This is a genomic window from Sphingosinicellaceae bacterium, from assembly GCA_019285715.1.
GTDB lineage: Bacteria > Pseudomonadota > Alphaproteobacteria > Sphingomonadales > Sphingomonadaceae > Glacieibacterium.
Map to the genome: position 1 here is coordinate 2,898,642 of CP079108.1, position 22,025 is coordinate 2,920,666.

General features: G+C 67.8%; 22 protein-coding genes. 13 read left to right on the forward strand and 9 right to left on the reverse strand.

Annotation, left to right across the window (positions count from 1 at the left end; translation table 11 throughout):
• Positions 1-110: 110 nt before the first annotated feature.
• Complete coding sequence (locus KX816_13435; protein QXQ05263.1) at positions 111-1,484, reverse strand: YdiU family protein; 1,374 nt, start codon at positions 1,482-1,484, stop codon at positions 111-113.
• A complete protein-coding gene (locus KX816_13440) occupies positions 1,481-2,134 on the reverse strand; it encodes a TetR/AcrR family transcriptional regulator (GenBank protein ID QXQ05264.1) in 654 nt (217 codons plus the stop codon). Before KX816_13440 ends, KX816_13435 begins: the two co-directional genes overlap by 4 nt.
• A 117-nt stretch (positions 2,135-2,251) precedes the next feature.
• On the opposite strand from KX816_13440, the gene KX816_13445 reads away from it, so the two are divergent.
• Together KX816_13445 and KX816_13450 are read left to right on the forward strand one after the other, a co-directional pair.
• Positions 2,252-3,277 carry an NADP-dependent oxidoreductase gene (locus tag KX816_13445; GenBank protein QXQ05265.1) on the forward strand — a complete coding sequence of 342 codons (1,026 nt, stop codon included), beginning with the start codon at positions 2,252-2,254 and terminating at the stop codon, positions 3,275-3,277.
• Positions 3,274-3,684, forward strand: coding sequence for a DUF4345 domain-containing protein (locus tag KX816_13450; GenBank protein ID QXQ05266.1), 411 nt, complete (start codon positions 3,274-3,276; stop codon positions 3,682-3,684). Before KX816_13445 ends, KX816_13450 begins: the two co-directional genes overlap by 4 nt.
• A gap of 161 nt (positions 3,685-3,845) precedes the next feature.
• Here the strand turns inward: KX816_13450 and KX816_13455 are convergent, their stop codons facing one another.
• A complete protein-coding gene (locus tag KX816_13455) occupies positions 3,846-4,079 on the reverse strand; it encodes a hypothetical protein (GenBank protein ID QXQ05267.1) in 234 nt (77 codons plus the stop codon).
• Between the two features lie 133 nt (positions 4,080-4,212).
• Here KX816_13455 and KX816_13460 point away from each other — a divergent pair, with 133 nt between their 5' ends.
• Positions 4,213-4,767, forward strand: a complete 555-nt coding sequence (locus tag KX816_13460; protein ID QXQ05268.1) for a hypothetical protein — start codon at positions 4,213-4,215, stop codon at positions 4,765-4,767.
• Here KX816_13460 and serB read toward each other — a convergent pair.
• Positions 4,715-5,584, reverse strand: coding sequence for a phosphoserine phosphatase SerB (gene serB, locus KX816_13465; protein QXQ05269.1), 870 nt, complete (start codon positions 5,582-5,584; stop codon positions 4,715-4,717). The two genes, KX816_13460 and serB, sit on opposite strands and share 53 nt — an antisense overlap.
• Between serB and miaA the strand changes: the two genes are divergently transcribed.
• The 6 genes from miaA (at position 5,583) to ilvC (ending at position 12,865) form a co-directional block, all read left to right on the forward strand.
• Positions 5,583-6,551: a tRNA (adenosine(37)-N6)-dimethylallyltransferase MiaA gene (gene miaA / locus KX816_13470; protein ID QXQ05270.1), complete on the forward strand. Its 969-nt coding sequence runs from the start codon at positions 5,583-5,585 to the stop codon at positions 6,549-6,551. The two genes, serB and miaA, sit on opposite strands and share 2 nt — an antisense overlap.
• A gap of 89 nt (positions 6,552-6,640) precedes the next feature.
• Positions 6,641-8,041 (forward strand): choice-of-anchor A family protein, encoded by a 1,401-nt coding sequence (locus KX816_13475; GenBank protein QXQ08567.1) that lies wholly within the window; start codon positions 6,641-6,643, stop codon positions 8,039-8,041.
• Positions 8,042-8,087: 46 nt separating this feature from the next.
• Positions 8,088-9,059 (forward strand): PEPxxWA-CTERM sorting domain-containing protein, encoded by a 972-nt coding sequence (locus tag KX816_13480; GenBank protein ID QXQ08568.1) that lies wholly within the window; start codon positions 8,088-8,090, stop codon positions 9,057-9,059.
• A gap of 76 nt (positions 9,060-9,135) precedes the next feature.
• Positions 9,136-10,884, forward strand: coding sequence for an acetolactate synthase 3 large subunit (locus KX816_13485; protein ID QXQ05271.1), 1,749 nt, complete (start codon positions 9,136-9,138; stop codon positions 10,882-10,884).
• Positions 10,885-11,038: 154 nt separating this feature from the next.
• Positions 11,039-11,548, forward strand: a complete 510-nt coding sequence (gene ilvN / locus KX816_13490; GenBank protein QXQ05272.1) for an acetolactate synthase small subunit — start codon at positions 11,039-11,041, stop codon at positions 11,546-11,548.
• Positions 11,549-11,845: 297 nt separating this feature from the next.
• On the forward strand, positions 11,846-12,865 hold the full coding sequence (ilvC, locus tag KX816_13495) for a ketol-acid reductoisomerase (protein ID QXQ05273.1): 1,020 nt from the start codon (positions 11,846-11,848) through the stop codon (positions 12,863-12,865).
• Positions 12,866-12,891: 26 nt separating this feature from the next.
• Here ilvC and KX816_13500 read toward each other — a convergent pair whose 3' ends face one another.
• Together KX816_13500 and KX816_13505 are read right to left on the reverse strand one after the other, a co-directional pair.
• Complete coding sequence (locus tag KX816_13500) at positions 12,892-13,350, reverse strand: DUF2721 domain-containing protein (GenBank protein QXQ05274.1); 459 nt, start codon at positions 13,348-13,350, stop codon at positions 12,892-12,894.
• Between the two features lie 39 nt (positions 13,351-13,389).
• The gene (locus KX816_13505) at positions 13,390-14,598 is read right to left on the reverse strand and encodes a PEPxxWA-CTERM sorting domain-containing protein (GenBank protein QXQ05275.1); all 1,209 of its coding nucleotides are present in this window, start codon (positions 14,596-14,598) and stop codon (positions 13,390-13,392) included.
• A 358-nt stretch (positions 14,599-14,956) separates the two neighbouring features.
• On the opposite strand from KX816_13505, the gene KX816_13510 reads away from it, so the two are divergent.
• Positions 14,957-16,537, forward strand: coding sequence for a 2-isopropylmalate synthase (locus KX816_13510; GenBank protein ID QXQ05276.1), 1,581 nt, complete (start codon positions 14,957-14,959; stop codon positions 16,535-16,537).
• A 217-nt stretch (positions 16,538-16,754) separates the two neighbouring features.
• On the opposite strand, the gene KX816_13515 is transcribed toward KX816_13510, so the two are convergent.
• The 3 genes from KX816_13515 to mutL form a co-directional block, all read right to left on the reverse strand.
• A complete protein-coding gene (locus tag KX816_13515) occupies positions 16,755-17,123 on the reverse strand; it encodes a VapC toxin family PIN domain ribonuclease (protein QXQ05277.1) in 369 nt (122 codons plus the stop codon).
• A gap of 18 nt (positions 17,124-17,141) precedes the next feature.
• Positions 17,142-17,291, reverse strand: coding sequence for a hypothetical protein (locus KX816_13520; protein QXQ05278.1), 150 nt, complete (start codon positions 17,289-17,291; stop codon positions 17,142-17,144).
• A 110-nt stretch (positions 17,292-17,401) separates the two neighbouring features.
• On the reverse strand, positions 17,402-19,207 hold the full coding sequence (gene mutL / locus KX816_13525) for a DNA mismatch repair endonuclease MutL (protein ID QXQ05279.1): 1,806 nt from the start codon (positions 19,205-19,207) through the stop codon (positions 17,402-17,404).
• 170 nt (positions 19,208-19,377) lie between these two features.
• Between mutL and KX816_13530 the strand changes: the two genes are divergently transcribed.
• From KX816_13530 to mreD, 3 genes are read left to right on the forward strand one after another with little or no spacing between them, the layout of a single operon-like run.
• Positions 19,378-20,400: a rod shape-determining protein gene (locus KX816_13530; GenBank protein QXQ08569.1), complete on the forward strand. Its 1,023-nt coding sequence runs from the start codon at positions 19,378-19,380 to the stop codon at positions 20,398-20,400.
• 24 nt (positions 20,401-20,424) lie between these two features.
• Complete coding sequence (locus KX816_13535; protein QXQ05280.1) at positions 20,425-21,474, forward strand: rod shape-determining protein MreC; 1,050 nt, start codon at positions 20,425-20,427, stop codon at positions 21,472-21,474.
• Entirely contained in the window at positions 21,471-21,995 is a 525-nt protein-coding gene (gene mreD / locus KX816_13540) for a rod shape-determining protein MreD (protein ID QXQ05281.1), read from the forward strand. Before KX816_13535 ends, mreD begins: the two co-directional genes overlap by 4 nt.
• Positions 21,996-22,025: the final 30 nt, after the last annotated feature.

Here is a 22,025-nt window from a genome sequence, read left to right on the forward strand (position 1 = left end):
GCCTCTCCGCGAAGCGGCGGCCATCGCGTGGGACGGAGTCTATACGTTCGCAACCGCACAAAGGTTTCGAAGCTAAAACGAAATGCGGCGAACCGAGTGTGACGATTTGGTTAATTACGCATTGCGGCGCGTAGCCGATCGATCGCAAAAAGCTTGTCGTTGAGCATTGTCCAGTCGTCCGCCTCGGCGATCCGCGACCAGATCGCCTCGATCTCGCCGATCAGCAAACCGCACGGCGCTGCCTCGGCCCAATAGGCATGATCGGTCGAAACCGCGGGCGCGTAGGCGGTGACCTGTTCGACGAACGGCGTGAACGCAGGCAGCGCATAGCTCGCGTCGGCCTCGCTCGGCGCGCGCAACCGGCCGCCGCGCCAGTCGAACCAGAAGCGGTCGAGCGGCATCGCGGTGCCGCGCAGGCCCGCCACGATCGCCGCCGCCAGCGCGGTATCGCGGGCGTGGCCGAGCGGCTTGACCCCGAGCCGCTTGAGCAGCGCCGTCGTCAGCGCCGCCTCGTAGCGCGCCGAATACGCCTCGAGCGCCGAGCGCAGCGCCTCGGTCGGGGCGACCAGACGCAGCGCCAGCGCGAGCTGGAAGACGTTCCACTGCAGCGCCTCCGGCTGGCGCCCGAACGAATACAGGCCCTGATGGTCGAAATAGGCAGCGGTGAAATGCTCGTCCCAGGTCGGCGCGAAGCGGTAGGGGCCGTAGTCGAAGACCTCTCCGGTAATGTTGATGTTGTCGGTGTTGAGCACGCCGTGGACGAAGCCCGCCGCCATCATCTGCGCGGCCTGGCGGGCGGCGTTGGTGACCGCGTGGTCGATCAGGGCGGCGTAGGGATCGGCCGACGGTTCGAAATAGTGGCGCAGCACGTAGTCGACCAGCCGCGCCATGCCGCCCTCGTCCTGGATCGCCGCGAGCCGCTGGAAGCTGCCGTAGCGGACGTGGCTGTGGTTGAGCCGGACCATGACGGCGGAGCGCGTCGGCGAGGGCTCGTCACCGCGCTGGAGTTCCTCGCCGGTCTCGACCAGCGACAGGGTGCGCGACGTATCAAGCCCGAGCGCGCCGAGCTGTGCCGTCGCCAATACCTCGCGGACGCCACCCTTGAGGGTCAGGCGACCATCGCCGAAGCGGCTGTACGGCGTCTGGCCCGAACCCTTGGTGCCAAGGTCGAGCAGTCGGCCGCGCTCGTCGCGGCACTGCGCGAACAGGAAGCCGCGGCCGTCGCCGATCTCGGGATTGTAGTTCCGGAACTGGTGGCCGTGGTAGCGCAGCGCCAGCGGTTGCTCGAGGCTTCCGGGCATCGGCTCGAAGCGCCCGAAATGCTCGAGCCACGCCGCGTCCGTCAGCCCGTCGAGGCCGATCTCGGCAGCGGCACGGTCGTTGCGGAAGCGCAGCGTGTGATCCGGGAAGTCGACGGCCCGAACGGCGTCGTAGAAGTCCGGACCGAGTTCGAGGATAGCGCGCGACGGCTGCCAGTCGCTCACGAGCCGGTGGTGTACCCGCAGGCGGCGCGGACGAAGCGCACCGTCTCGGCGACGACCGCATCGCGCGCCGCATCGTCGGACGCGGTCAGGTACAGCTCGATCGCATCGCCGACGACGTGGTGCAGGAAGGATGCCGCCATCGGGACGTTGATGCCGGTGACGCCGCGGTGCGCCAGGCTGACCTCCATCTGGTGCTGGATCCAGACCGCGGTGGTGTCCTTCGACGCCTTGTAGAAGGGCTCGCCCTCGGGGTTCTTGACCACCGCGAGCACGCCGACCTCGCAGGCCGAGCCGGTGATCGATTCCCACATGTTGTTGTTGGCGCAGAATTCGAAGACGCGGGGGACGATGACGCCGGGTTCGAGATCCTCGAGGCGGTCCTCCTGCTGCATGGCGGCGATCATCGCCTCGCCGTAGCGGCGGCCGAGCTCGCCGAGCAGGTTCTGCTTCGACCCGAAGTGATAGAAGATGGAGCCTTCCGAGACATCCGCCTCGCGCGCGATGTCGGCGGTGCCGGTGGCGGCGAAGCCCTTCGTGCTGAACAGCATGTTCGCTGCGGCGAGGACCCGGCTGCGCGTTTCGGCGGGATCGTACCGGCGGCTGCGGGTATCGACCCGCGGCGGATTTGTATCCAGCGCACGTGTTGCCACTTTGGTTCTACTCACCTACCCCAAAGACCGGTCCTACGCCGGAACTGAGTCGCAGTCAAAATAAAGCGTACCAGTTTAACGGAATATGACCGGGGCGAGTTCCACGGGGAGATCGAGATGGCATCGCGCAACAGCCTGGCTACACGCAACGTCTGGCGCCTGAAACACCGGCCCGAGGGCGACATCGCCGACGGCGACCTGGTCTACGCAGCGGAGGACCTGCCGCCGATCGCCGAGGGCCAGTTCCTGCTGCGCGTCATCTATTTGTCGCTCGATCCGACCAACCGCATCTGGATGAGCGACGACGAGCAGTACATGCCCCCGGTCGAGATGGGCGCCCCGATGCGCGGCGGCATCGCCGGCGAGGTCGTCGAGAGCCGCAAGCCCGGCGTCGCGGTCGGCGACCGCTTCCTCGGCCTCGGCGAGTGGACCGACCTGGTCGTCACCGACGGCACCGGGCTGTCGCCGTTCCCGGCGATCCCCGGCATCGACTTCGCCCATCAGGTCGGCACCCTCGGGCTGGTCGGGCCGACCGCCTACTTCGGCCTCCTCGACATCGGCCAGCCCAAGCCGGGCGAGACACTGGTGGTGTCGTCGGCGGCGGGCGGCGTCGGGCAGATCGTCGGCCAGATCGGCAAGATCATGGGCTGCCGCGTCATCGGCATCGCCGGCGGCAAGGCCAAGTGCGACTACGTCGTGAATGAGCTCGGCTTCGACGCCTGCATCGACTATAAATCGCAGGACGTCGGCACCGAACTCGACCGCCTCGCGCCCGACGGCGTCGACATCAACTTCGAGCAGGTCGGCGGGCATATCATGGCAGCGGTCCTGCAGCGCATGAAGCTGTTCGGGCGGGTGCCGCTGTGCGGACTGATCTCGCAGTACAACGGCCACGAGGACGACCCCGCCAGCATCTGGACGATGATGCTGATGCGCCGGATCACTGTCCGCGGCTTCATCGTGCTCGACTTCGCGCACCGCTTCGGGGAGGCCGCGCAGGCGCTGGCGGGCTGGATGCTCGCGGGCAAGCTCAAGACTCGCCAGGACGTCCGCCCCGGCCTCGAGAACGCCGCCACCGTGGTCCGCGAACTCTACACCGGCGGCAACTTCGGCAAGCTGCTGATCGAGGTGTCGAAACCTTGAGCCGCCGCGACCTGCTGACCCGCGACGGCGAACGGCGGTTCCTGCAGATCACGATCGCGTTCCTGTGCCTGTCGCCGCTCGGCTTCGGGCTGATCGGCATGATCAAGGGGACCGCGGGCTTCGGCGGCCTCGCTACACCCGGGGTCGACAGTCACTTCCGCTACCTGTCGGGCCTCTTCTTCGGCATCGGCGTGATGGCGGTGACCTGCATCCCCCGCATTGAGGCGATGACCGAGCGCTTCCGCTGGGTGATCCTGTTCGTCGTCATCGGCGGGCTGGCGCGGCTGTTCGGGTTCGCGGTCGCGGGCCCACCCCACGGCGCGCAGTTCGACGCGGTGTTCGTCGAGCTGGTGGCGACGCCGCTGCTGGGCCTGTGGCAGCGGCGGGTGGCGCGCCGCTATCGCTGAGGGGGCAGCCCGCACGCCCAACCTGTCATCCCGGCGAACGCCGGGACCCAGCTACCGCGCGCGCACTGAACCTTCAGCGTGTGGCGCAACTGGGTCCCGGCGTTCGCCGGGATGACAACTTCGCTTGATGATGATCCGCATTGCGGCGGCACCGACGCGGATCAGGGGCGCGGTGGCCCCTCCTTCGCCTGCCGCTTCGCCTCGCCGTCGGCGATGCGCTTGATCGCATAGCCGCCGAGCGCGACGCCGATCATGCCCGCCGGCCCGAATCGCTTCAGCACGAACGGAATGACTGCAGCCACAGCCATGCCGAGCGGGCCGCCGCCGACGCCGCCAAGCTGGCGCCCGGCGGCGCGTCCCGCCGCCATGCCGAGTATCCTGGTCAACAACCCCATCGCCGCTCGCTCCTCGTACCGCTTCGCTTACAGCCTTAAACCTTGGCGCCGCGTTTGGCTCCGGCACACCGCCGAACGTGCATCGACACGCCGGCTCCTGTCGAGCAACTATGGCGCCGACGAGGGAGCGAGTATGGCGACACAGGTTGCGGCATCGCCGGGCATCGCGTGGCACGAACGGCTGCTCCCCGACCGGGCGCTTGCCGCCGCAGCCGCGGTGCTGCTGGCGTTCGTGGTCGCGGCGCTGCTGCGCGGGCGCGCCGACTGGCCGGGGGTGCCGAGGCTGGTATGGGCGCACCTCGCGACGATCATGCTGGCGCTGGCCTTGACGCCGGTGATGCTGCTGCGGCGCAAGGCGACGACCTCGCACCGGGTGCTCGGTTATGTCTGGGTGGTCGCGCTGTTCGGCACCGCGCTGCTCAGTTTCTGGATGCGCTATTCGAACAATGGCTCGTTCAGCTTCATTCACCTGATCTCGGTGTTCGTCGTCATCCAGGTGCCGCGGATCGTCGTGCGCGCCCGCCAGCACGCCGTCGTGAAGCATCGCCGCGCCGTCCGTGCGATGGTCATCGGGGCGCTGCTGATCGCGGGCTTCTTCACCTTCCCGTTCAACCGGCTGCTCGGCCACTGGCTGTTCACCGGGCCCACTCCCGGCGGCTATAGCCTTGTGCCCATAGCAGGGCACTGAGGTCGCCGTTGCGGACGTGCGCGTCCGCCGCCGCCGCCGCCTTGGGCTTGGCGTGGAAGGCGATGCCCAGTCCCGCCGCCTCCAGCATCGGGATGTCGTTCGCCCCGTCGCCGACCGCGAGACACGCCTCCAGTGGCACGTTCGCCGCGATCAGCTCCGCACGCTTGGTCGCGGCATCGACGACGGGCCGCGCGACGGTGCCGGTCAGCCTGCCGTCCGCAATCCCCAGCCGGTTGGCGACGACGCGCTCGAAGCCGATTTCCGCCCCGACCGGATCGGCGAAGGCCGTGAAGCCGCCCGACACGAGGATGGTCCGCGCACCCGCCGCCCGCATCGTCCTCACCAATGTCACCGCACCGGGCGTCAGCCGCACCCGCTCGGCCCGGCAGCGCTCGATCACGCTCGCATCCATGCCTTTCAGCAGCGCCACCCGCGCATCGAGCGCCGCGACGAAATCGAGTTCGCCGCGCATCGCCGCCTCGGTCACCGCCGCAACCTCGGCCTTGAGTCCGGCATAGTCCGCCAGCTCGTCGATGCACTCGCACTGGATCATCGTCGAATCCATGTCGGCAATCAGCAGCCGCTTGCGGCGCGGGCGATGGGCGTCCTGCACGACGACGTCGACGTGCGGCAGCGCCGCCTCCAGCACCGCGCGCGCATCCCCGGCCCGCAGGTCCTTGCAGCCGAGGTCGGCCGCCTCGCCGTCGTCGAGCCAGACCGGCGCACCGGGTTCGCCGCCGGGGCCGCGCAAGGCGTCGCTTGCCACGCGGAGGTCCGCCGCCGACAAGCCGGGCTCGATGAGCGTGACGAGCAGCATGAACTCTCCCGGGAAACGGCCTCTGATGGGAGGCGGGGCGGTCGCGGTTATCGCGGGCGCGACCGCGACCGGCAAGTCGGCGGTCGCGCTGGCACTGGCCGAGGCGCTGGCGGCGACGGGCGGCGGCACCATCATCAACGCCGACGCGAGCCAGCTCTACGCCGACCTCCGCATCCTGACGGCGCGCCCGAGCGATGCCGATCTCGCCCGCGCCCCGCACCGGCTCTACGGCGTCATCGACGGGGCGGAGGCGTGCTCGGCAGCAGCATGGGCGGTCCTGGCGCGCGCCGAGGTCGACGCCGCACTCGCGGCGGGCCGCCTGCCGATCCTCGTCGGCGGGACCGGGCTCTATCTCCGCACCCTGCTCGAGGGCATCGCCACGGTACCGCCGATCCCCACCGAGGTCCGCGACGCTGTGCGCGCCCTCGCTCCCGACGAGGCCCGCGCTGCACTTGAAGCCGAGGACCCCGCCGCCGCCGCGCGCCTCCACGCCGCCGATCGCCAGCGCACGCTGCGCGCTCTCGAGGTCGTCCGCGCCACCGGGCGCACGCTCGCTGAGTGGCAGGGTGCAGTGACCGGCGGGCTGGCTGCAACGCATCGCATCGTGCCGGTGATCGTCTCGCGCGACCGCGAAGAACTCTACCGACGTTGCGATGCGCGGGTCGATGCGATGCTCGCGAACGGAGCCGTCGCCGAGGTCGCCGCTCTCCTCGACCGTCGCCTGCCCTCAGACTCGCCGGTGCTGCGCGCCATCGGCGTCGGGCCGCTCGCCGAGCATCTGGCCGGCCGCGCCACCGTTGCCGAAGCGCGCGCCCGCATCGCGCTCGATACCCGTCGCTACGCCAAGCGGCAGTCGACGTGGTGGCGCAACCAAACTCCGGAGTGGCCGCAACGCGATGGCGGCTTAGGAGACATTAACGAAATAGTGTCGGAATTGTTTACAAATAACGAACTGATGCTGCCGTAACCCCTTGAAACCCCGTCTTGGCACAAACCTTGCTAAAGGGTTAATCGCGGGGCTGTCCCGTTGTGTTAGTTTGCATCGGGTCGGGTCATATGAACTACGTCAACCGGGTCGCCCTCGCGGCCCTGCTGGTCTCTGCCGCAATGCCGGCGGGTGCCGTTACCGGCAACGCGCGCGACGCGCTCAAATCGATGCAGGCACTGAACCTGATCGTCCTCCAGGATTACAACGCGTCGGCCGATGTCGAGGGCAAGACCTACGTCGGTGGCAATCTGAACGGCAACGCATCGCTCGGCATCGGCGCGTCGGCGAACCCCGGCCAGACCAACATCGACAACGGCTTCCACTCGACGATCGCGGTCGGCGGCTCGGTCAACGGCCAGATCAACCTCAACAATGGTGTCGGCGTCGGCAACAACTACGGCGCCTATGTCGCCGGCAGCATCAACGCGATCAACCTCAACGCCAGCGGCGCGACGATCCACGCCGGCAGCCTGTCGAACAACATCAACATCGGCAACAACAACAAGATTTACGTCGCCGGCGACGTCCACGGCATCAGCGCCGGGACCGGCAACACCATCCGCATCGGCGGCAATGCGACCAGCGGCAACTACAATTTCAACAGCGGCTCCAGCCTGGAGATCGTCGGCAGCATCGCCAACCTGGGCCTCGGCGCGGGCACGACCAACAAGGTCGGCGGCAGCGTCAGCAACGTCAACGGCACGAGCGGCGCAGCGCTGTACGTCCACGGCGGCATCAGCGGCAACGCCAACACCAACGGCGCGACCTTCGCCCAGAACTACGCCTTCAGCGCCGGCAATCCGGCCCCCGCCGCGCCGGTCGTCGCCTCGCTGAGCGCCACCACCGCGCAGATGACCGCCGACGTCGGCGCGCTGTCGGTATCGCTCGCCGCGCTGGCCAGCGGCGCGACGCTGAGCACCATCACCTACGGCTCGCAGGGCCCGACCTTCCACGCCGTCGACGGCGGCAACGGCTATGCGGTGTTCAACGTCAGCGAGGCGATCTTCGGCTACGGCGAGCTCAACTACGACTTCGCCAACGCGGCGCTGCCGGTGATCATCAACGTCATCAACTCGAACGCCGCGGTCCATGCCGCGATGACCGCGACCTACAACTGGAACCTGAACCCGGTCGGCGGCGCCAACGGCAGCGCCAGCCAGCAGGTGATCTGGAATTTCACCGACGCGAGCAACCTGAACCTCAACACCGCGGTCTACGGCTCGATCCTCGCGCCGCACGCGACGGTCGCCAACAACGGCCCGATCAACGGCTCGGTCGTCGCCAAGATCTTCAACCAGTCGGGCGAGGTCCACCTCGGCACCTATGCGCGCGACGTCCGCATCATTCCCGACGGTGCCGACGAGGTCCCGGAGCCTGCCGTGTGGGCACAGATGATCGTCGGCTTCGGCCTCGCCGGTGCCGTCCTGCGTCGCCGCCGTAATTATTCAGCTATCATAACCAATCCTTAACGATCGGCTGTTAGCGTCCCCTTAATTCGATAGGGGGAGCGTCATCATGAAGTGGGTCCGTTCGGTACTGGTCGCGGCTATGCTCGGCGGGGCCGCCGCACCTGCGGCTGCGATCGACAAGCTCGTCGTGTTCGGCGATTCGCTGGTCGATGCCGGCAACGCCTACCTCGGCACCGGTGGCCTGACCGCCCAGCCCGGCTACGGCTATTTCGACGGCCGCTATTCGAACGGGCCGGAGTGGACCGACATCATCCAGAAGCGGCTGACCGGCAATTATACCGTACCGTTCCTGCTCGGCGGCGAGAACTTCGCGGTCGGCGGCGCGCAGGCGGCGATGGACCGCCCCCTGCTCGGCTTCACCGTCCCCGGCCTCGCCAGTCAGCTCGGCCTGTTCGCACTGAGCGGCCAGTCGATCGACCCGAACGCACTGTATGTCCTGAATTTCGGCAATAACGACGTGTCTGCGCTGCTCGCCGGGCTGGCCGCTGCACCAAATGCGACTGCCGCCGACATCTTCAGGGCGCAATACACCGCGGCCTTCGTCGGCAATTATCTCGGCGCGATCAACTACCTCAACGCCGCCGGCGCGAACCACTTCCTGATCGGCGGCGTGCCGAACCCGGATCAGCCGGAGGGCGTCGCACTGGAAGCGGCGCTGCAGGCAGGCTTCACGACCCTCAACCTGAAGTCCGGCACCTCGTTCACCCAGATCGATTATTTCGGCTTCTTCAGCGCGCTGCGCAACGACCCGACCGCTTTCGGCCTGCCCGCCGATCTCGACACCAATCTCGCCCACGCCTGCGTCGACATCAGCGCACCGCAGTCGAACCCCAACCCCGATTGCAGCCACTATTTCAGCTTCGACGGCATCCATCCGACCGCGCCGATCCATGCCGCCCTGGCAAGCTACATCGGCAGCTTGCTGGCCGTCCCCGAGCCTGCGGTGTGGCTCCAGATGATCGCCGGATTTGGCCTCGTTGGTGTTGTGATCCGTCAGCGCAAAGCCGCCGTCGCGTAAGTTAATTGCCGCAACACGGCTTGACCCGGTAATATTCATGCCGTAGCTCGCCCCTCGTCGCAACGAGAGACGTGTTATGCCTACCCTGTTTACCGGAGCCGAAATCGTCGTCCAGGCGCTGAACGATCTCGGTGTCGAGATCGTCTTCGGCTATCCGGGCGGTGCCGTCCTGCCGATCTACGATGCGCTGTTCAAGCAGAACCGCATTCGCCACATCCTCGTGCGCCACGAGCAGGCGGCGGTCCACGCCGCCGAGGGCTACGCGCGCAGCACCGGCAAGCCCGGCGTCGTGCTGGTCACCAGCGGCCCCGGCGCAACGAACGCCGTCACCGGCATCACCGACGCGCTGATGGACTCGATCCCGCTGGTCGTGCTGACCGGCCAGGTCCCGACCCACCTGATCGGCTCCGACGCCTTCCAGGAGTGCGACACGGTCGGCATCACGCGCCACTGTTCCAAGCACAATTACCTGGTCAAGGACGTCACGCGCCTCGGCGACATCATCCACGAAGCCTTCTACATCGCCACCTCGGGCCGCCCCGGGCCGGTCGTCGTCGACCTGCCCAAGGACGTCCAGGTCGCCAGCGCGCGCTACGAGAAGCCCGGCGTCATCCGCCACAAGACCTACCAGCCGCAAGTCAAGGGCGACCTCGCCTCCATCGAAGCCGCGGTCGAGATGCTGGCGGCCGCCGAGCGCCCGATCCTGTACACCGGCGGCGGCATCATCAACTCCGGCCCGGGCGCGTCGCAGCTGCTGCGCGAGCTGGCGCGGATCACCGGCGCGCCGGTCACCTCGACCCTGATGGGCCTCGGCACCATGCCCGACCAGCACCCGCAGTTCCTCGGGATGCTCGGCATGCACGGCAGCTACCAGGCCAACCTGGCGATGAACCAGTGCGACCTGATGGTCTGCCTCGGCGCCCGCTTCGACGACCGCGTCACCGGTCGGCTCGACGCGTTCTCGCCGAACAGCCGAAAGATCCACGTCGATATCGACCGTTCGTCGATCAACAAGATCGTTCGCGTCGACCTCGGCATCGTGGGCGACGTCGGCCATGTGCTGGAGGACATGCTCAAGGTCTGGAAGGCGCGCGGCCACCGCGCCCAGGACCTCAAGGCGTGGTGGGCGAAGATCGAGGGCTGGCGCGCCAAGGACAGCTTCGGCTTCGAGCAGAAGGGTTCGGACATCCTGCCCCAGCACGCCGTCAAGCGGCTGTGGGAAGCGACCCATCACCTCAAGCCGATCATCACCACCGAAGTCGGCCAGCACCAGATGTGGGCGGCGCAGCACTTCGGCTTCGACCTGCCGAACAAGTGGCTGACCTCGGGCGGCCTCGGCACGATGGGCTACGGGCTCCCGGCGGCGATCGGCGCGCAGCTCGGCAACCCCGGCGCCCTGGTCATCGACATCGCCGGCGAGGCGAGCATCCAGATGAACATCCAGGAGCTCGGCACCGCAACGCAGTACCATTTGCCGGTCAATGTGTTCGTCTTGAACAACGAATACATGGGCATGGTCCGCCAGTGGCAGGAGCTCAACCACGGCAGTCGCTACTCCGAGAGCTACTCGGATTCTCTCCCCGACTTCGTCAAGCTGGCGGAGGCGTACGGCTGGACCGGCATCCGCATCGAGACGGCGGACCAGCTCGATGCCGGCATCGCGGCGATGCTCGCGGCTGATGGCCCGGTGTTCGTCGACTGCATGGTGTCGAAGACAGCGAACTGCTTCCCGATGATCCCGAGCGGTGCGAGCCACGTCGAGATGATGCTGCACGCGGGCGAGACGGTCGGCGAAGCGGACGAAGATTCGAAGGCTTTGGTTTGATGACGATGCACCCACTTCCCTCCCCCCGCTGGGGGGAGGGCGAAAGACGCGCTTGCGCGGCCCGGGGAGAGAGGACTTCGCTTCGGCGCGCCCCCTCCCCTCTCCCTGGTTGCCAAGCGGCAACCGGTCCCTCCCCCCAGCGGGTGGAGGGAGCATGAAATCCGCCCCCTCCGAACGCCACACACTGTCCATCCTCGTCGACAACGAGGCGGGTGTCCTGGCGCGCATCGTCGGGCTGTTCTCGGCGCGCGGCTACAACATCGAGAGCCTGACTGTCGCCGACGTGTCCAGTGATCACGCGGTCAGCCGGATCACCGTCGTCACCTCCGGACCACCCGCGGTGATCGAGCAGATCATGGCGCAGCTCGACCGGCTGGTGCCTGTCCACCGCGTCCTCGACCTGACCGCGCTCGGGCCGCACGTCGAGCGCGAGATGGCGCTGGTCAAGGTCGCCGGCACCGGCGACAAGCGCCTCGAGGCGCTGCGGCTGGCGGACATCTTCCGGGCCCGGGCGGTCGACACGACGACGAGCAGCTTCGTCTTCGAGATCAGCGGATCGACCGACAAGGTCCAGGGCTTCGTCGACCTGATGCGCGAGGTCGGCCTCGTCGAGGTCGCACGCACCGGCGTCGTCGCGATCGCGCGCGGCGCGGAGGCGGTGTGAGCGTGACCGACGCCGGCCGTTCGTGCTGTTGTGTCATTCCGGCGAACGCCGGAACCCAGCTACATCAAAAGCTCGAAATCTAGGGCGCCGGGGGCAACTGGGTTCCGACCTTCGCCGGAATGACAACTCTGAATGAGCCTTGACAAAAACAACCATATCGGTTATTATACCATCGGTAAAATTCCATCGACATTCACACATCGGACGAACTGGTAGGGCGAAAATAGCAAATAAGCGTCCCGGTCCTACCATTCGGCCCCCTACACCATCGACGACCAAGACATCTAAGGAAGCGAAATGAAGGTCTACTACGACGCCGACGCCGATATCGGCCTGATAAAGGCCAAGAAAGTCGCGATCGTCGGCTACGGCAGCCAGGGTCACGCCCATGCACAGAACCTCCGCGATTCGGGCGTCGCCGACGTCGCCGTCGCGCTCCGTCCCGGCTCCGCCACCGCCGCCAAGGCCGAGGGCGCTGGCTTCAAGGTAATGAGCAACGCCGAGGCCGCCGCCTGGGCCGACGTCGTCATGGTCCTCGCCCCCGACGAGCATCAGGCGGGCATCTACGCCGACGACCTCGCCGCCAATCTGAAGCCCGGCGCAGCGCTCGCCTTCGCCCACGGCCTGAACATCCACTTCCAGCTGATCGAGCCGCGCGCCGACATCGACGTCTTCATGATCGCACCGAAAGGCCCCGGCCACACCGTGCGGTCCGAGTACCAGCGCGGCGGCGGCGTGCCCTGCCTCGTCGCCATCCACCAGGATTCGAGCGGCAACGCGCATGACGTGGCGCTGAGCTATGCCTCGGCGATCGGTGGCGGCCGGTCGGGCATCATCGAGACGAGCTTCCGCGAGGAGTGCGAGACCGACCTGTTCGGCGAGCAGGCGGTCCTGTGCGGCGGCCTCACTCACCTGATCCAGGCGGGCTTCGAGACGCTGACCGAGGCCGGCTATGCGCCCGAGATGGCCTATTTCGAGTGCCTCCACGAAGTGAAGCTGATCGTCGACCTGATGTACGAGGGCGGCATCGCCAACATGCGCTACTCGATCTCGAACACCGCCGAATACGGTGACATCACCACCGGGCCGCGCATCATCACCGACGCCACCAAGGCCGAGATGAAGCGCGTCCTAGCGGACATCCAGGGCGGCCGGTTCGTGAAGAACTTCATCCTCGACAACCGCGCCGGCCAGCCGGAACTCAAGGCCGCCCGCAAGGCCGCCGCCGCCCACCCGATCGAGGAAGTCGGTGCCAAGCTGCGCGCGATGATGCCGTGGATCGCCAAGAACCAGCTCGTCGACAAGGCGAAGAACTAGGGGCCTGCGTCCGGGGGTGGCGCTCGCTACCCCCGGAAGTCCTCGAGCGCGCCGCCCCGGATACGCACCGATCGCATCGCGATCTGAACCTCGGTCAGGAACGCCAGCAGGCCGGCGATCAGCAGCACCATCACCAGGATGAACATCGGTGCGACGGCCGCCGACGCCCGCATCGGGATGACGTCGCCGACGAACAGGATCGCGACGACGACGCAGACCATCAGCGCCGAAAGCGTGCACAAGCCGATCGCCCAGTGCGCTGCCGCCATCCGCTTGCCGAGGATGCCGAGCTCGCGCAAGGCCCGCTCGCGGGTCACGGGATCGAAGGCGGCGAGTTCGGCCTCGAGCTTGCGAGCCCGGTCGATGACCCGGCCCAGCCGGTTGGTCAGGACGTTGAGAATCGAGGCGATGCCGGTGAGCAGGAACACCGGCGCCACCGCAAGCTGGATGTTGTGCGCAATGGCATCGATGGCGACCGCGGGCATGGCAGCATCACTGGGGCACCACGGTCGCCGGCGCAACCGTCAGGCGGCGACGACGCTCCGCCGGCGCTTGCGGAAGACGGTGCCGACGAGCCCGAAGCCGACGACCAGCAGCGCCCAGCTGGCGGGCTCCGGCACTTCGCCACCGAACGCGCCCGCCTCGCTGGCCGGGCCGAGGCGGCTCAGTATCGCTGGGTCGGACGCGGGAGCGGTGCCCGGTGCGTTCGTGAACACGGTGTCGGCCAGCGCCAGATCGGCCTTCGCGGCGTCGAAGCCACCGGGGACCAGCAGGCCCGGCGAGAGCGAGGCGCGCACGAACGGCGCGACGCTGTTGTTCGCGATGCGGTTGTTGGAGCCACCGATGATGCTCATCCGGGCCGACCATTGCGCTCCGGGCTGGGTGCTGATGACGTTGCCGGTAAAGATGCTGTCGACGCACTGGTAGCACGCGATCGCCTGGGTGTAGGTGATGTCGGCCTGGTTGTTGAGTATGTAGATTCGCAGGCCGCCGCCCTGCGCATGGTCGAACAGCGAGAAGCCTTGCGTATTGCCGACCGCGGTGTTGCCCCGGATGGTGATATCGGAGGTCGGGGGCTGGCCCGGGATACTCCACAACTGGACGCAGTCCGGATGCGCACCTGCCGAGATCACGGTGCCGGAGCAACTGTTGCCGGTGACGCTGATCCGGTGACTGGCGGCAATGTCGAAGCCGTCGCTGGTCGATGCGAGCGACTTGTTGTTCGAAAGCGTGCCGCCGGTCACCGATGTGAGGGATATACCCGAGCGCAGGCCGGTAAAGGTGCCGCCAGTCACCGTCACACTGGTCGTGCGGGAGAAATCGATGCCGTGCGAACTGGTGCGATTGCCGACGACGACCGGCGACGTAAAAGTGATGCGGCCGCCCCCTAGTACGTTGACACCATTGACCGCGGCTGTTGCACTGCCAAAATGTCCCCCCAGTACCGTCAGGCCGGTAACACTGTATATCTTCAGAGTGTTCGTGAAGACTGCAGCCTTTGCATCCAGAATAACCGGCTTGGTGAATGATCTATTTTGTAGCACCGCCCCCGGGATGTTTCCGGTCAAGACGATTGTGTCTCCCGATTTCACAATCGCAAAGACCGCTTTGAGTGTCGATGCTGTTGCGGAATAGGTACGTGCTTCGGCAGACCAACTAGAGAACAACAGGCACGCGCCCAGCGCGCGCCTAGACAGGCGACTCATCAAAACCCTTTCATCGGCGGTATTCACCACCGTTTCCCTAAGATGACGATCGTCCAAACCAGCGTCGACACGCTGACTTTCAGAATTCCAGAACCCCCCGGCCGCTGATCTGCTTATACTTGGGCGTTATTAAGTTACAATTTCGACAGCAGCGCAACGACCTCGGTTTTCACTCCATTCGCCGCGATGACCGGAACTAAGGTGGCTGGACAAGCGCCACCCATTTCCTTTAGTGTCCTGATCATGACCCGAGTGAGCCCCGCGACGACGCTGCGACTTACGCGCCCCTAGGCGCGGTCGGCCGGTGTAGACCGGCGTCGCGTCGAGGGGGACCAGCCGCCCAGCCCGCGACCGACACTCGAAAGTCAGACCAATGACAGACCCCATGCCTATCTCCGCCGTGACGCCGAGCCGCGCGTTCGACACCGGCCACATCCGCATCTTCGACACGACGCTTCGCGACGGCGAGCAATCGCCCGGGTGCTCGATGAACCTCGAGGAGAAGCTGCGCGTCGCCGCCCAGCTCGAAGCGCTCGGCGTCGATGTAATCGAGGCCGGTTTCGCGATCGCCAGCGACGGCGACTTCGAAGCGGTTACCGAAGTCTCCAAGCAGTGCGAGCGCGCCATCGTCGCGTCACTGGCTCGCGCCGCGATTGGCGACATCGACCGCGCCTGGGCTGCCGTCCGCCATGCCCGCCAGCCGCGCATCCATACCTTCCTCGCGACCTCGCCGCTGCACATGCGGGTCAAGCTCGGCAAGACCCCCGAGGAGGTCATCGAATTGATCCGCACGTCGGTCAGTCATGCGCGTAACCTGTGCGATGACGTCGAGTGGTCGGCGGAGGACGCGACCCGCTCCGACCCCGACTTCCTGTGCCGCGCCGTCGAGGTCGCGATCCGCGCCGGTGCGACGACGATCAACCTGCCCGACACCGTGGGCTATGCGACGCCCGAGACCTACGGGGCGATATTCCGCAACGTGATGGGTCGCGTGCCCGACGCGGACAAGGCGATCTTCTCGACCCATTGCCACAACGACCTCGGCCTCGCCGTCGCCAACACGCTGGCGGCGATCATGGCCGGCGCGCGCCAGTGCGAGGCCACCGTCAACGGCATCGGCGAGCGCGCCGGCAACGCCGCGGTCGAGGAGATCGCAATGGCGATCCACGTCCGCCACGACGTGATCCCGGTCCGCACCGGCATCGTCGCCACCGAGATCACGCGGGCCAGCCGGCTGGTCAGCGGCATCACCGGCATGGCGGTCCAGCCCAACAAGGCGATCGTCGGCGCCAACGCCTTCGCGCACGAGAGCGGCATCCACCAGGATGGCATGCTCAAGGACTCGAGCACCTACGAGATCATGACCCCGGACAGCGTTGGCCAGGGCGCAACCAACCTCGTGCTCGGCAAGCATTCTGGGCGCGCCGCCTTCCGCCAGAAGCTCGGCGAGCTGGGCTACGACCTCAGCGACAACGAGTTCGGCGACGCCTTCAAGCGCTTCAAGGACCTGGCGGACGCCAAGAAGACCATCTGGGACGAGGACATCGTCGCGCTGGTCGACGACGAAGTCCTGCGCGGCCACGACCGCATCCAGGTCGTCGAAGTCGAGATCCACTGCGGCACCGGCCCCGCCCGCGCCATCGTCACACTCGACATCGACGGCGTCGAGGCAACCGCGGCGGTGCGCGGCAACGGCCCGGTCGACGCGCTGTTCAACGCGGTTCGCAAGCTCGTCCCCCACGACAACACCACGCTCCAGCTGTACCAGGTCCATGCCGTGACCCAGGGCACCGACGCGCAGGCCGAGGTCTCGGTGATGCTGGCCGAAGACGGCCGCACCGTGCGCGGCACCGGTGCCCACAACGACACACTTGTCGCCAGCGTCCGCGCCTACGTCAACGCGCTGAACAAGCTGGCGGTCAAGCGCGGCCGGTCGGCGCTCGGTGAGCTTCGCGCGACGGCTTAGCACAACCGGGCAAACACGCGAGAGTTGTCAGAGTTGAGACCCTCGCGTGTTTTTCGGGTTCGGCCGGCTTGCTAGCCCTGTGACGACTTAACAATGACTTGTGTTGATTTATTCAGATCGGCGATGAGAAAGAGCGCACGCCAGTGATCTCGCCGGGACCGCAGTGTACCAAAGGGGTGATGTGTAGGACAGCTGGCGATAGCTGTGCTGCGCGCCGTCAGGCCGGCTTGAACGCGATACCCAGTCGGTCGGCCACCACCTCCAGGCGCTTGTCGTTGGTCCATAGAGTGCCCGACGCGGTCAGGAGGACCGAGGCAATAAGGTGCGCATCGACGTAACCGACGCCGATGCCGTGCAGCGGCGCACTTTCGATCAGGCTCATGACCTCGCGCTGCTCGGCCACCGGAGCCGGTGGCATAAGATGCATTTCGGCGAGCAGGGCGGCGCGGTGCGGCAGGTTACCGAGCGACAGTCCGCCCTGCACAAAGGGATGCATCGTGGTTTTGCGATCAGCCGGCAACGCCTTCAGGAGGCCGCCGCCGCGACCAAAAAAGTCGGCCCAGATCATAGTGTCGACAGGGATCACTCAGGGTTGAAATAGCGTTTACGCGGCCCGGGCTCGAAAACCGGGCATCGTCCCGCCAAGCTGCGCAAGCCGCCTGCCAGCTTCGCGCTCGACGAGTTCGCGGACCGCACACTGAATCAGCGTCGACCGTTCGACGATACCGGTATAGCGCGCTGCCGTCGCCATCATGTCGTCGTCGAGGGTTTACCGTAGTCCGCATCACACGTCTCCACACTGCACGCATCACACGTCTCCACACTGCACGATAGATAGCGTCAACTGATGCTCATATTCATGCCTCAGCGTCGCCCGAACAGCTTCTCGAGGTCGCCCTTGGCCAGTTTCACCCACGTCGGGCGGCCGTGGTTGCACTGGCCGGAGTGCGGCGTGACCTCCATCTCGCGGAGCAGCGCGTTCATCTCGGCAACGCTCAGCGTTCGCCCGGCCCGCACGCTGCCGTGGCACGCCATCGTCGCGGCGACGGCGTCGAGCTTCTCCTTGAGGCCGAGCGCACTGCCCCAACTGGCGAGGTCGTCGGCGAGGTCGCGGATCAGGCCCTGGACGTCGGTGGTGCCGAGCAGCGCGGGCACGGCGCGCACCAGGATCGCGGTGCGCCCGAACAGCTCGACCTCGAGGCCGAGCTCGGCGAACTCGGCGGCGCGCTCGGCGACGGCGCCGGCGGCCGTCTCGTCGAGCTCGACGACCTCGGGGAGCAGCAGCGCCTGGGACTGGACACCGCCGTTCGCCAGCGCGCGGTTGAGGCGCTCGAGAGTCAGGCGCTCGTGGGCCGCATGCTGGTCGACGAGGACAAGGCCGTCCTCGGCTTCGGCGACGATGTAGGTCGCGGCGATCTGCGCGCGGGCGACGCCCATCGGGAAGCTGTTGAGGGGCGCGGGGGCTTCGGTGCGGGCGAAGGGGGCGGCGGTGTCGGCGAACATGCCGCCCGCATAAGTCCCATCCCTAACCCTTCCCGTACCGGAAAGGGAATCCGTATGTGGGGAGTACTCCCCCCAAGCGGGTCCCCCTCCCGGTACGGGAGGGGTTAGGGGTGGGCCTTCTTCTGTCCGAAACGCCCCGAGCGCGAATGCCGCCCCTGTCGTCGACGCCCGGTGCCCCGCCGCATCCAGCGCCCGCCGTAACCCGCCAACGATCATGCCGCGCACCAGCCCGGCATCGCGGAACCGCACCTCGGTCTTCGCCGGGTGGACGTTGACGTCGACGAAGTCGCCGGGGACGTCGAGGAACAGCGCCACCACCGGGTGCCGGTCGCGCGCTAGCAGGTCCATGTAAGCCCCGCGCACCGCGCCGACGAGCAGGCGGTCGCGCACCGGACGGCCGTTGACGAACAGGAACTGGTGGTCGGCGACGCCGCGGTTGTAGGTCGGCAACCCCGCCAGCCCGCCGAGCCTCAGCCCCTCGCGGTCGAGATCGAGCGGCACCGCATTATCGGCGAAATCGAGCCCGAGCAGCGCCGCTAGTCGCGCCGGCAACCCGGCATCGCCGGCCTCCCCGGCTTCCGCGGCCAGCAGGCGCCGGCCATCGTGGCGCAGCTCGAACGCCACCTCGGGGCGCGCCATCGCGAGGCGGCGGACGACGTCGAGGCAGGCACCAAGTTCGGACCTTTCGGTCTTCAGGAACTTGGCGCGGGCGGGCACGCGGGCGAACAGCCCCTCGACGGTGACGCGGGTCCCGACGGCGAGCGCGGCGGGGCCGTCGGCGGTCGTCGTGCCGTTATCGATGGTCACCGCCCAGCCCTCGTGACCCGCCGGGCGGCTGGCGATGGTCAGCCGCGCGACGCTGGCGATCGACGGCAGCGCCTCGCCGCGAAAGCCGAGCGTCACGATCGCTGCCAAGTCGTCGCCGGGCAGCTTGGAGGTCGCGTGGCGCTGCACCGCGAGCCGGATCTCGTCGGGCGGCATGCCGTGGCCGTCGTCGGTGACCGACAGATGCGCGATGCCGCCGGCACTCAACTCGATGACAACGCGGCGCGCACCGGCGTCGAGCGCGTTCTCGACCAGCTCCTTCAGCGCCGCCGCCGGGCGCTCGACGACCTCGCCCGCCGCGATCTGGTTGACGAGGTGGTCCGGCAGTCGGCGGATCGGCATGGCGGGGACTTAGCGCGTTCCGTCGCGGACCGCACCCCCAACAGTGGTGCACCGCACCCCCGCTCCTGCTATCGTCCTTGCAAATGCGCAGCTTGCGCGCATACACGCCTTGATCCCGCCGCACCCTCCGTCCCCCAGGTCAGCCCTACCCCATGTCCATTTTCAGCCGGATGTTCTCGTTCCTCAGCCAGGACATGGCGATCGACCTCGGAACCGCCAATACGCTGGTCTACGTCCGGGGCCGCGGTATCGTCCTCAACGAGCCGTCGGTGGTCGCGATCGAAACGATCAAGGGCCACCGCACGGTCAAGGCCGTCGGCAACGACGCCAAGCTGATGATGGGCAAGACGCCGGGCAACGTGGAGACCATCCGGCCCTTGCGCGACGGCGTCATCGCCGACATCGACGTCGCCGAGCAGATGATCAAATACTTCATCGGCAAGGTCCACACCTCCAAGTTCCCGCGCTTCCCGGAGATCGTCATCTGCGTGCCGTCGGGCAGCACCTCGGTCGAGAAGCGCGCCATCCGCGACGCCGCCAACAACGCCGGCGCGAGCGCGGTGTACCTGATCGAGGAGCCGATGGCGGCGGCGATCGGCGCGGGCATGCCGGTGACCGAGCCGATCGGATCGATGGTCGTCGACATCGGCGGCGGCACCACCGAAGTCGCGGTGCTCAGCCTGCGCGGCCTTGCCTACACCACCAGCGTCCGCGTCGGCGGCGACAAGATGGACGAGGCGATCGTCAACTACGTGCGGCGCAACCACAATCTGCTGATCGGCGAGACCACCGCCGAGCGCATCAAGAAGGACATCGGCACCGCGATGCCGCCCGCCGACGGTATCGGGCGGACGCTCGAGATCAAGGGCCGCGACCTAATGAACGGCGTGCCCAAGGAAATCACCATCAACCAGGCGCAGATCGCCGACGCGCTGTCGGAGCCGGTCAGCTCGATCGTCGAGGGCGTCCGGCTGGCGCTGGAGAACACCCAGCCCGAACTCGCTGCCGACATCGTCGACCAGGGAATCGTCCTGACCGGCGGCGGCGCGCTGCTGCATGCGCTCGACGAGGTGATCCGGCAGGCCACCGGGCTGCCGGTCACCGTCGCCGACGATCCGTTGACTTGCGTCGCTCTCGGCACGGGCCGCGCGCTCGAAGACCCGATGTATCGCGGCGTCCTGACCACCGCATAGGCCGCACAGCAGGAGCCCGGGGCGTTGGACTGGTCGCCCCCTTCACGACGATCGGCCAGCCGGCGCGAGCAGAACCTCGCGCTGATCGGTGCCGTCGTGTCCGGCGCGGTTGTCGCCTTCGGGCTGTTGCTGCTGCTCGTCGGGCGGGTCAATCCGGAACAGGGCAGCCGACTGCGCGGCGCGGCGCTCGACGTCGTCACCCCGATCTGGAGCGTCGTCCGGGCCCCGTTCGACGGTCTCGCGCGGCTGAACGGCGATGCAGCGGACTATTTCGACGCGGTCGATAAGTCTCGTGCGCTCGCCGCCGAACTCCAGGCCAATCGCGCCCCGGCCCAGCGCGCCGCTGCCTTGATCATCGAGAACCGCCAGTTGCGCGCGTTGCTCAGGGTCGTCGAGCCACGCATCGCCCTCGTCGTCACGGCGCGACTGGCGGGCGCGTCGAGCGGCGGCGCGATCCGCTCGGCGGTGATCTCGGCCGGCACCAACGACGGGGTCCGGGCCGGGCAGCCGGTGCGCGCCGCCACCGGCCTGATCGGGCGGACGCTGGAGACCGGCAGCCATGCGGCGCGCGTGCTCCTGCTCACCGACCCCGCCAGCCGCGTGCCGGTGGTCATCGAGCGCACCGGCGAACCGGCGCTGGCGACCGGCGCCAACGTGCCGATGCTCGAAGTCCGGGACCGCGTCGGTTCGGAGGTCCCGCTGCGCCTCGGCGACCGGCTCGTGACCTCGGGCGACGGCGGCATCTTCCCGCCCGGCATCCCCGTCGCGGTCGTCGTCCGGGTCGCCGAGCCACCGCTCGCCCGGCCGCTCGCAGACCCCCACGGCATCGGCCTGATCAGCGTCGAGACGGCCTATCTGCCGGTCCCGCCACCCCCTGCCGACGCAGCGGCGGTCCCGGTCCCGCGCGAGGCCGGAGGCGGTCGCGTCAAGCCAGCGACACCGACCACCGGAGCAGTCGCGGCCGTGGTCGGTGCGGGCAAGCCGGCGAGCGCCACACCCAAGCCCGTGGTCCCCGCATCGAAGCCCGCGGCAGCGCCCGCCGCTGCCGCTCGCGCCTCCGCGGCACCACGGTGAACAGCGTCTATCGCCTGCGGACTCCCGCCGACCGGCTGCGCTGGCTGGTCGCGTCGTGGCGCGGGCTGGTGCCGGCGACGAGCATCCTGTTCCTGCTGTTCCTGATGACCGCGCCGATCATCCTGCCGTGGCCGGCGCTGCCCGAACTTGGACTGCTCGGCGTGTTCGTCTGGGCGACGTTCCAGCCCGGGCTGATGCCGCCGTGGCTGGCGTTCGTGCTCGGCCTCGTCGCCGACCTTTTGTTCGGGCTGCCGTTCGGCGTCGAGGCGACATTGTTCGCACTGACCGCCCTGTTCGTGCGCATCTTCGAGAGCCGCTTCGGGCGTCACCGCTTCGGCTTCGACTGGATGATCCTCGCGCTCATCACCGTCGTCAACGCCGGGCTTGGCTGCCTGCTGCTCGGCTTCGCCGGTGTCGAGACGCCGCTTCGCCCGCTGATGATCCAGGCTGCGACGACGACCGCGACCTACCCTCTCGTCGTGCTGTTCTGCGCCCGCCTGCAGCGCCGGTGGCTGCGATGACGCCCGCGACCCACCGGGCCGTTTCGCAGC

Bases quoted from the DNA above. Each gene is read 5' to 3' on its own strand.
- KX816_13460 (QXQ05268.1), top strand. From the start codon at position 4,213: ATGGCGACACAGGTTGCGGCATCGCCGGGCATCGCGTGGCACGAACGG.
- KX816_13500 (QXQ05274.1), bottom strand. From the start codon at position 13,350: ATGCCCGCGGTCGCCATCGATGCCATTGCGCACAACATCCAGCTTGCG.
- serB (QXQ05269.1), bottom strand. From the start codon at position 5,584: ATGCTGCTCGTCACGCTCATCGAGCCCGGCTTGTCGGCGGCGGACCTC.
- mutL (QXQ05279.1), bottom strand. From the start codon at position 19,207: ATGCCGATCCGCCGACTGCCGGACCACCTCGTCAACCAGATCGCGGCG.
- ilvC (QXQ05273.1), top strand. From the start codon at position 11,846: ATGAAGGTCTACTACGACGCCGACGCCGATATCGGCCTGATAAAGGCC.
- miaA (QXQ05270.1), top strand. From the start codon at position 5,583: ATGAACTCTCCCGGGAAACGGCCTCTGATGGGAGGCGGGGCGGTCGCG.
- ilvN (QXQ05272.1), top strand. From the start codon at position 11,039: ATGAAATCCGCCCCCTCCGAACGCCACACACTGTCCATCCTCGTCGAC.
- KX816_13480 (QXQ08568.1), top strand. From the start codon at position 8,088: ATGAAGTGGGTCCGTTCGGTACTGGTCGCGGCTATGCTCGGCGGGGCC.
- KX816_13530 (QXQ08569.1), top strand. From the start codon at position 19,378: ATGTTCTCGTTCCTCAGCCAGGACATGGCGATCGACCTCGGAACCGCC.
- KX816_13455 (QXQ05267.1), bottom strand. From the start codon at position 4,079: ATGGGGTTGTTGACCAGGATACTCGGCATGGCGGCGGGACGCGCCGCC.
- KX816_13475 (QXQ08567.1), top strand. From the start codon at position 6,641: ATGAACTACGTCAACCGGGTCGCCCTCGCGGCCCTGCTGGTCTCTGCC.
- KX816_13520 (QXQ05278.1), bottom strand. From the start codon at position 17,291: ATGATGGCGACGGCAGCGCGCTATACCGGTATCGTCGAACGGTCGACG.
- KX816_13510 (QXQ05276.1), top strand. From the start codon at position 14,957: ATGCCTATCTCCGCCGTGACGCCGAGCCGCGCGTTCGACACCGGCCAC.
- KX816_13445 (QXQ05265.1), top strand. From the start codon at position 2,252: ATGGCATCGCGCAACAGCCTGGCTACACGCAACGTCTGGCGCCTGAAA.
- KX816_13485 (QXQ05271.1), top strand. From the start codon at position 9,136: ATGCCTACCCTGTTTACCGGAGCCGAAATCGTCGTCCAGGCGCTGAAC.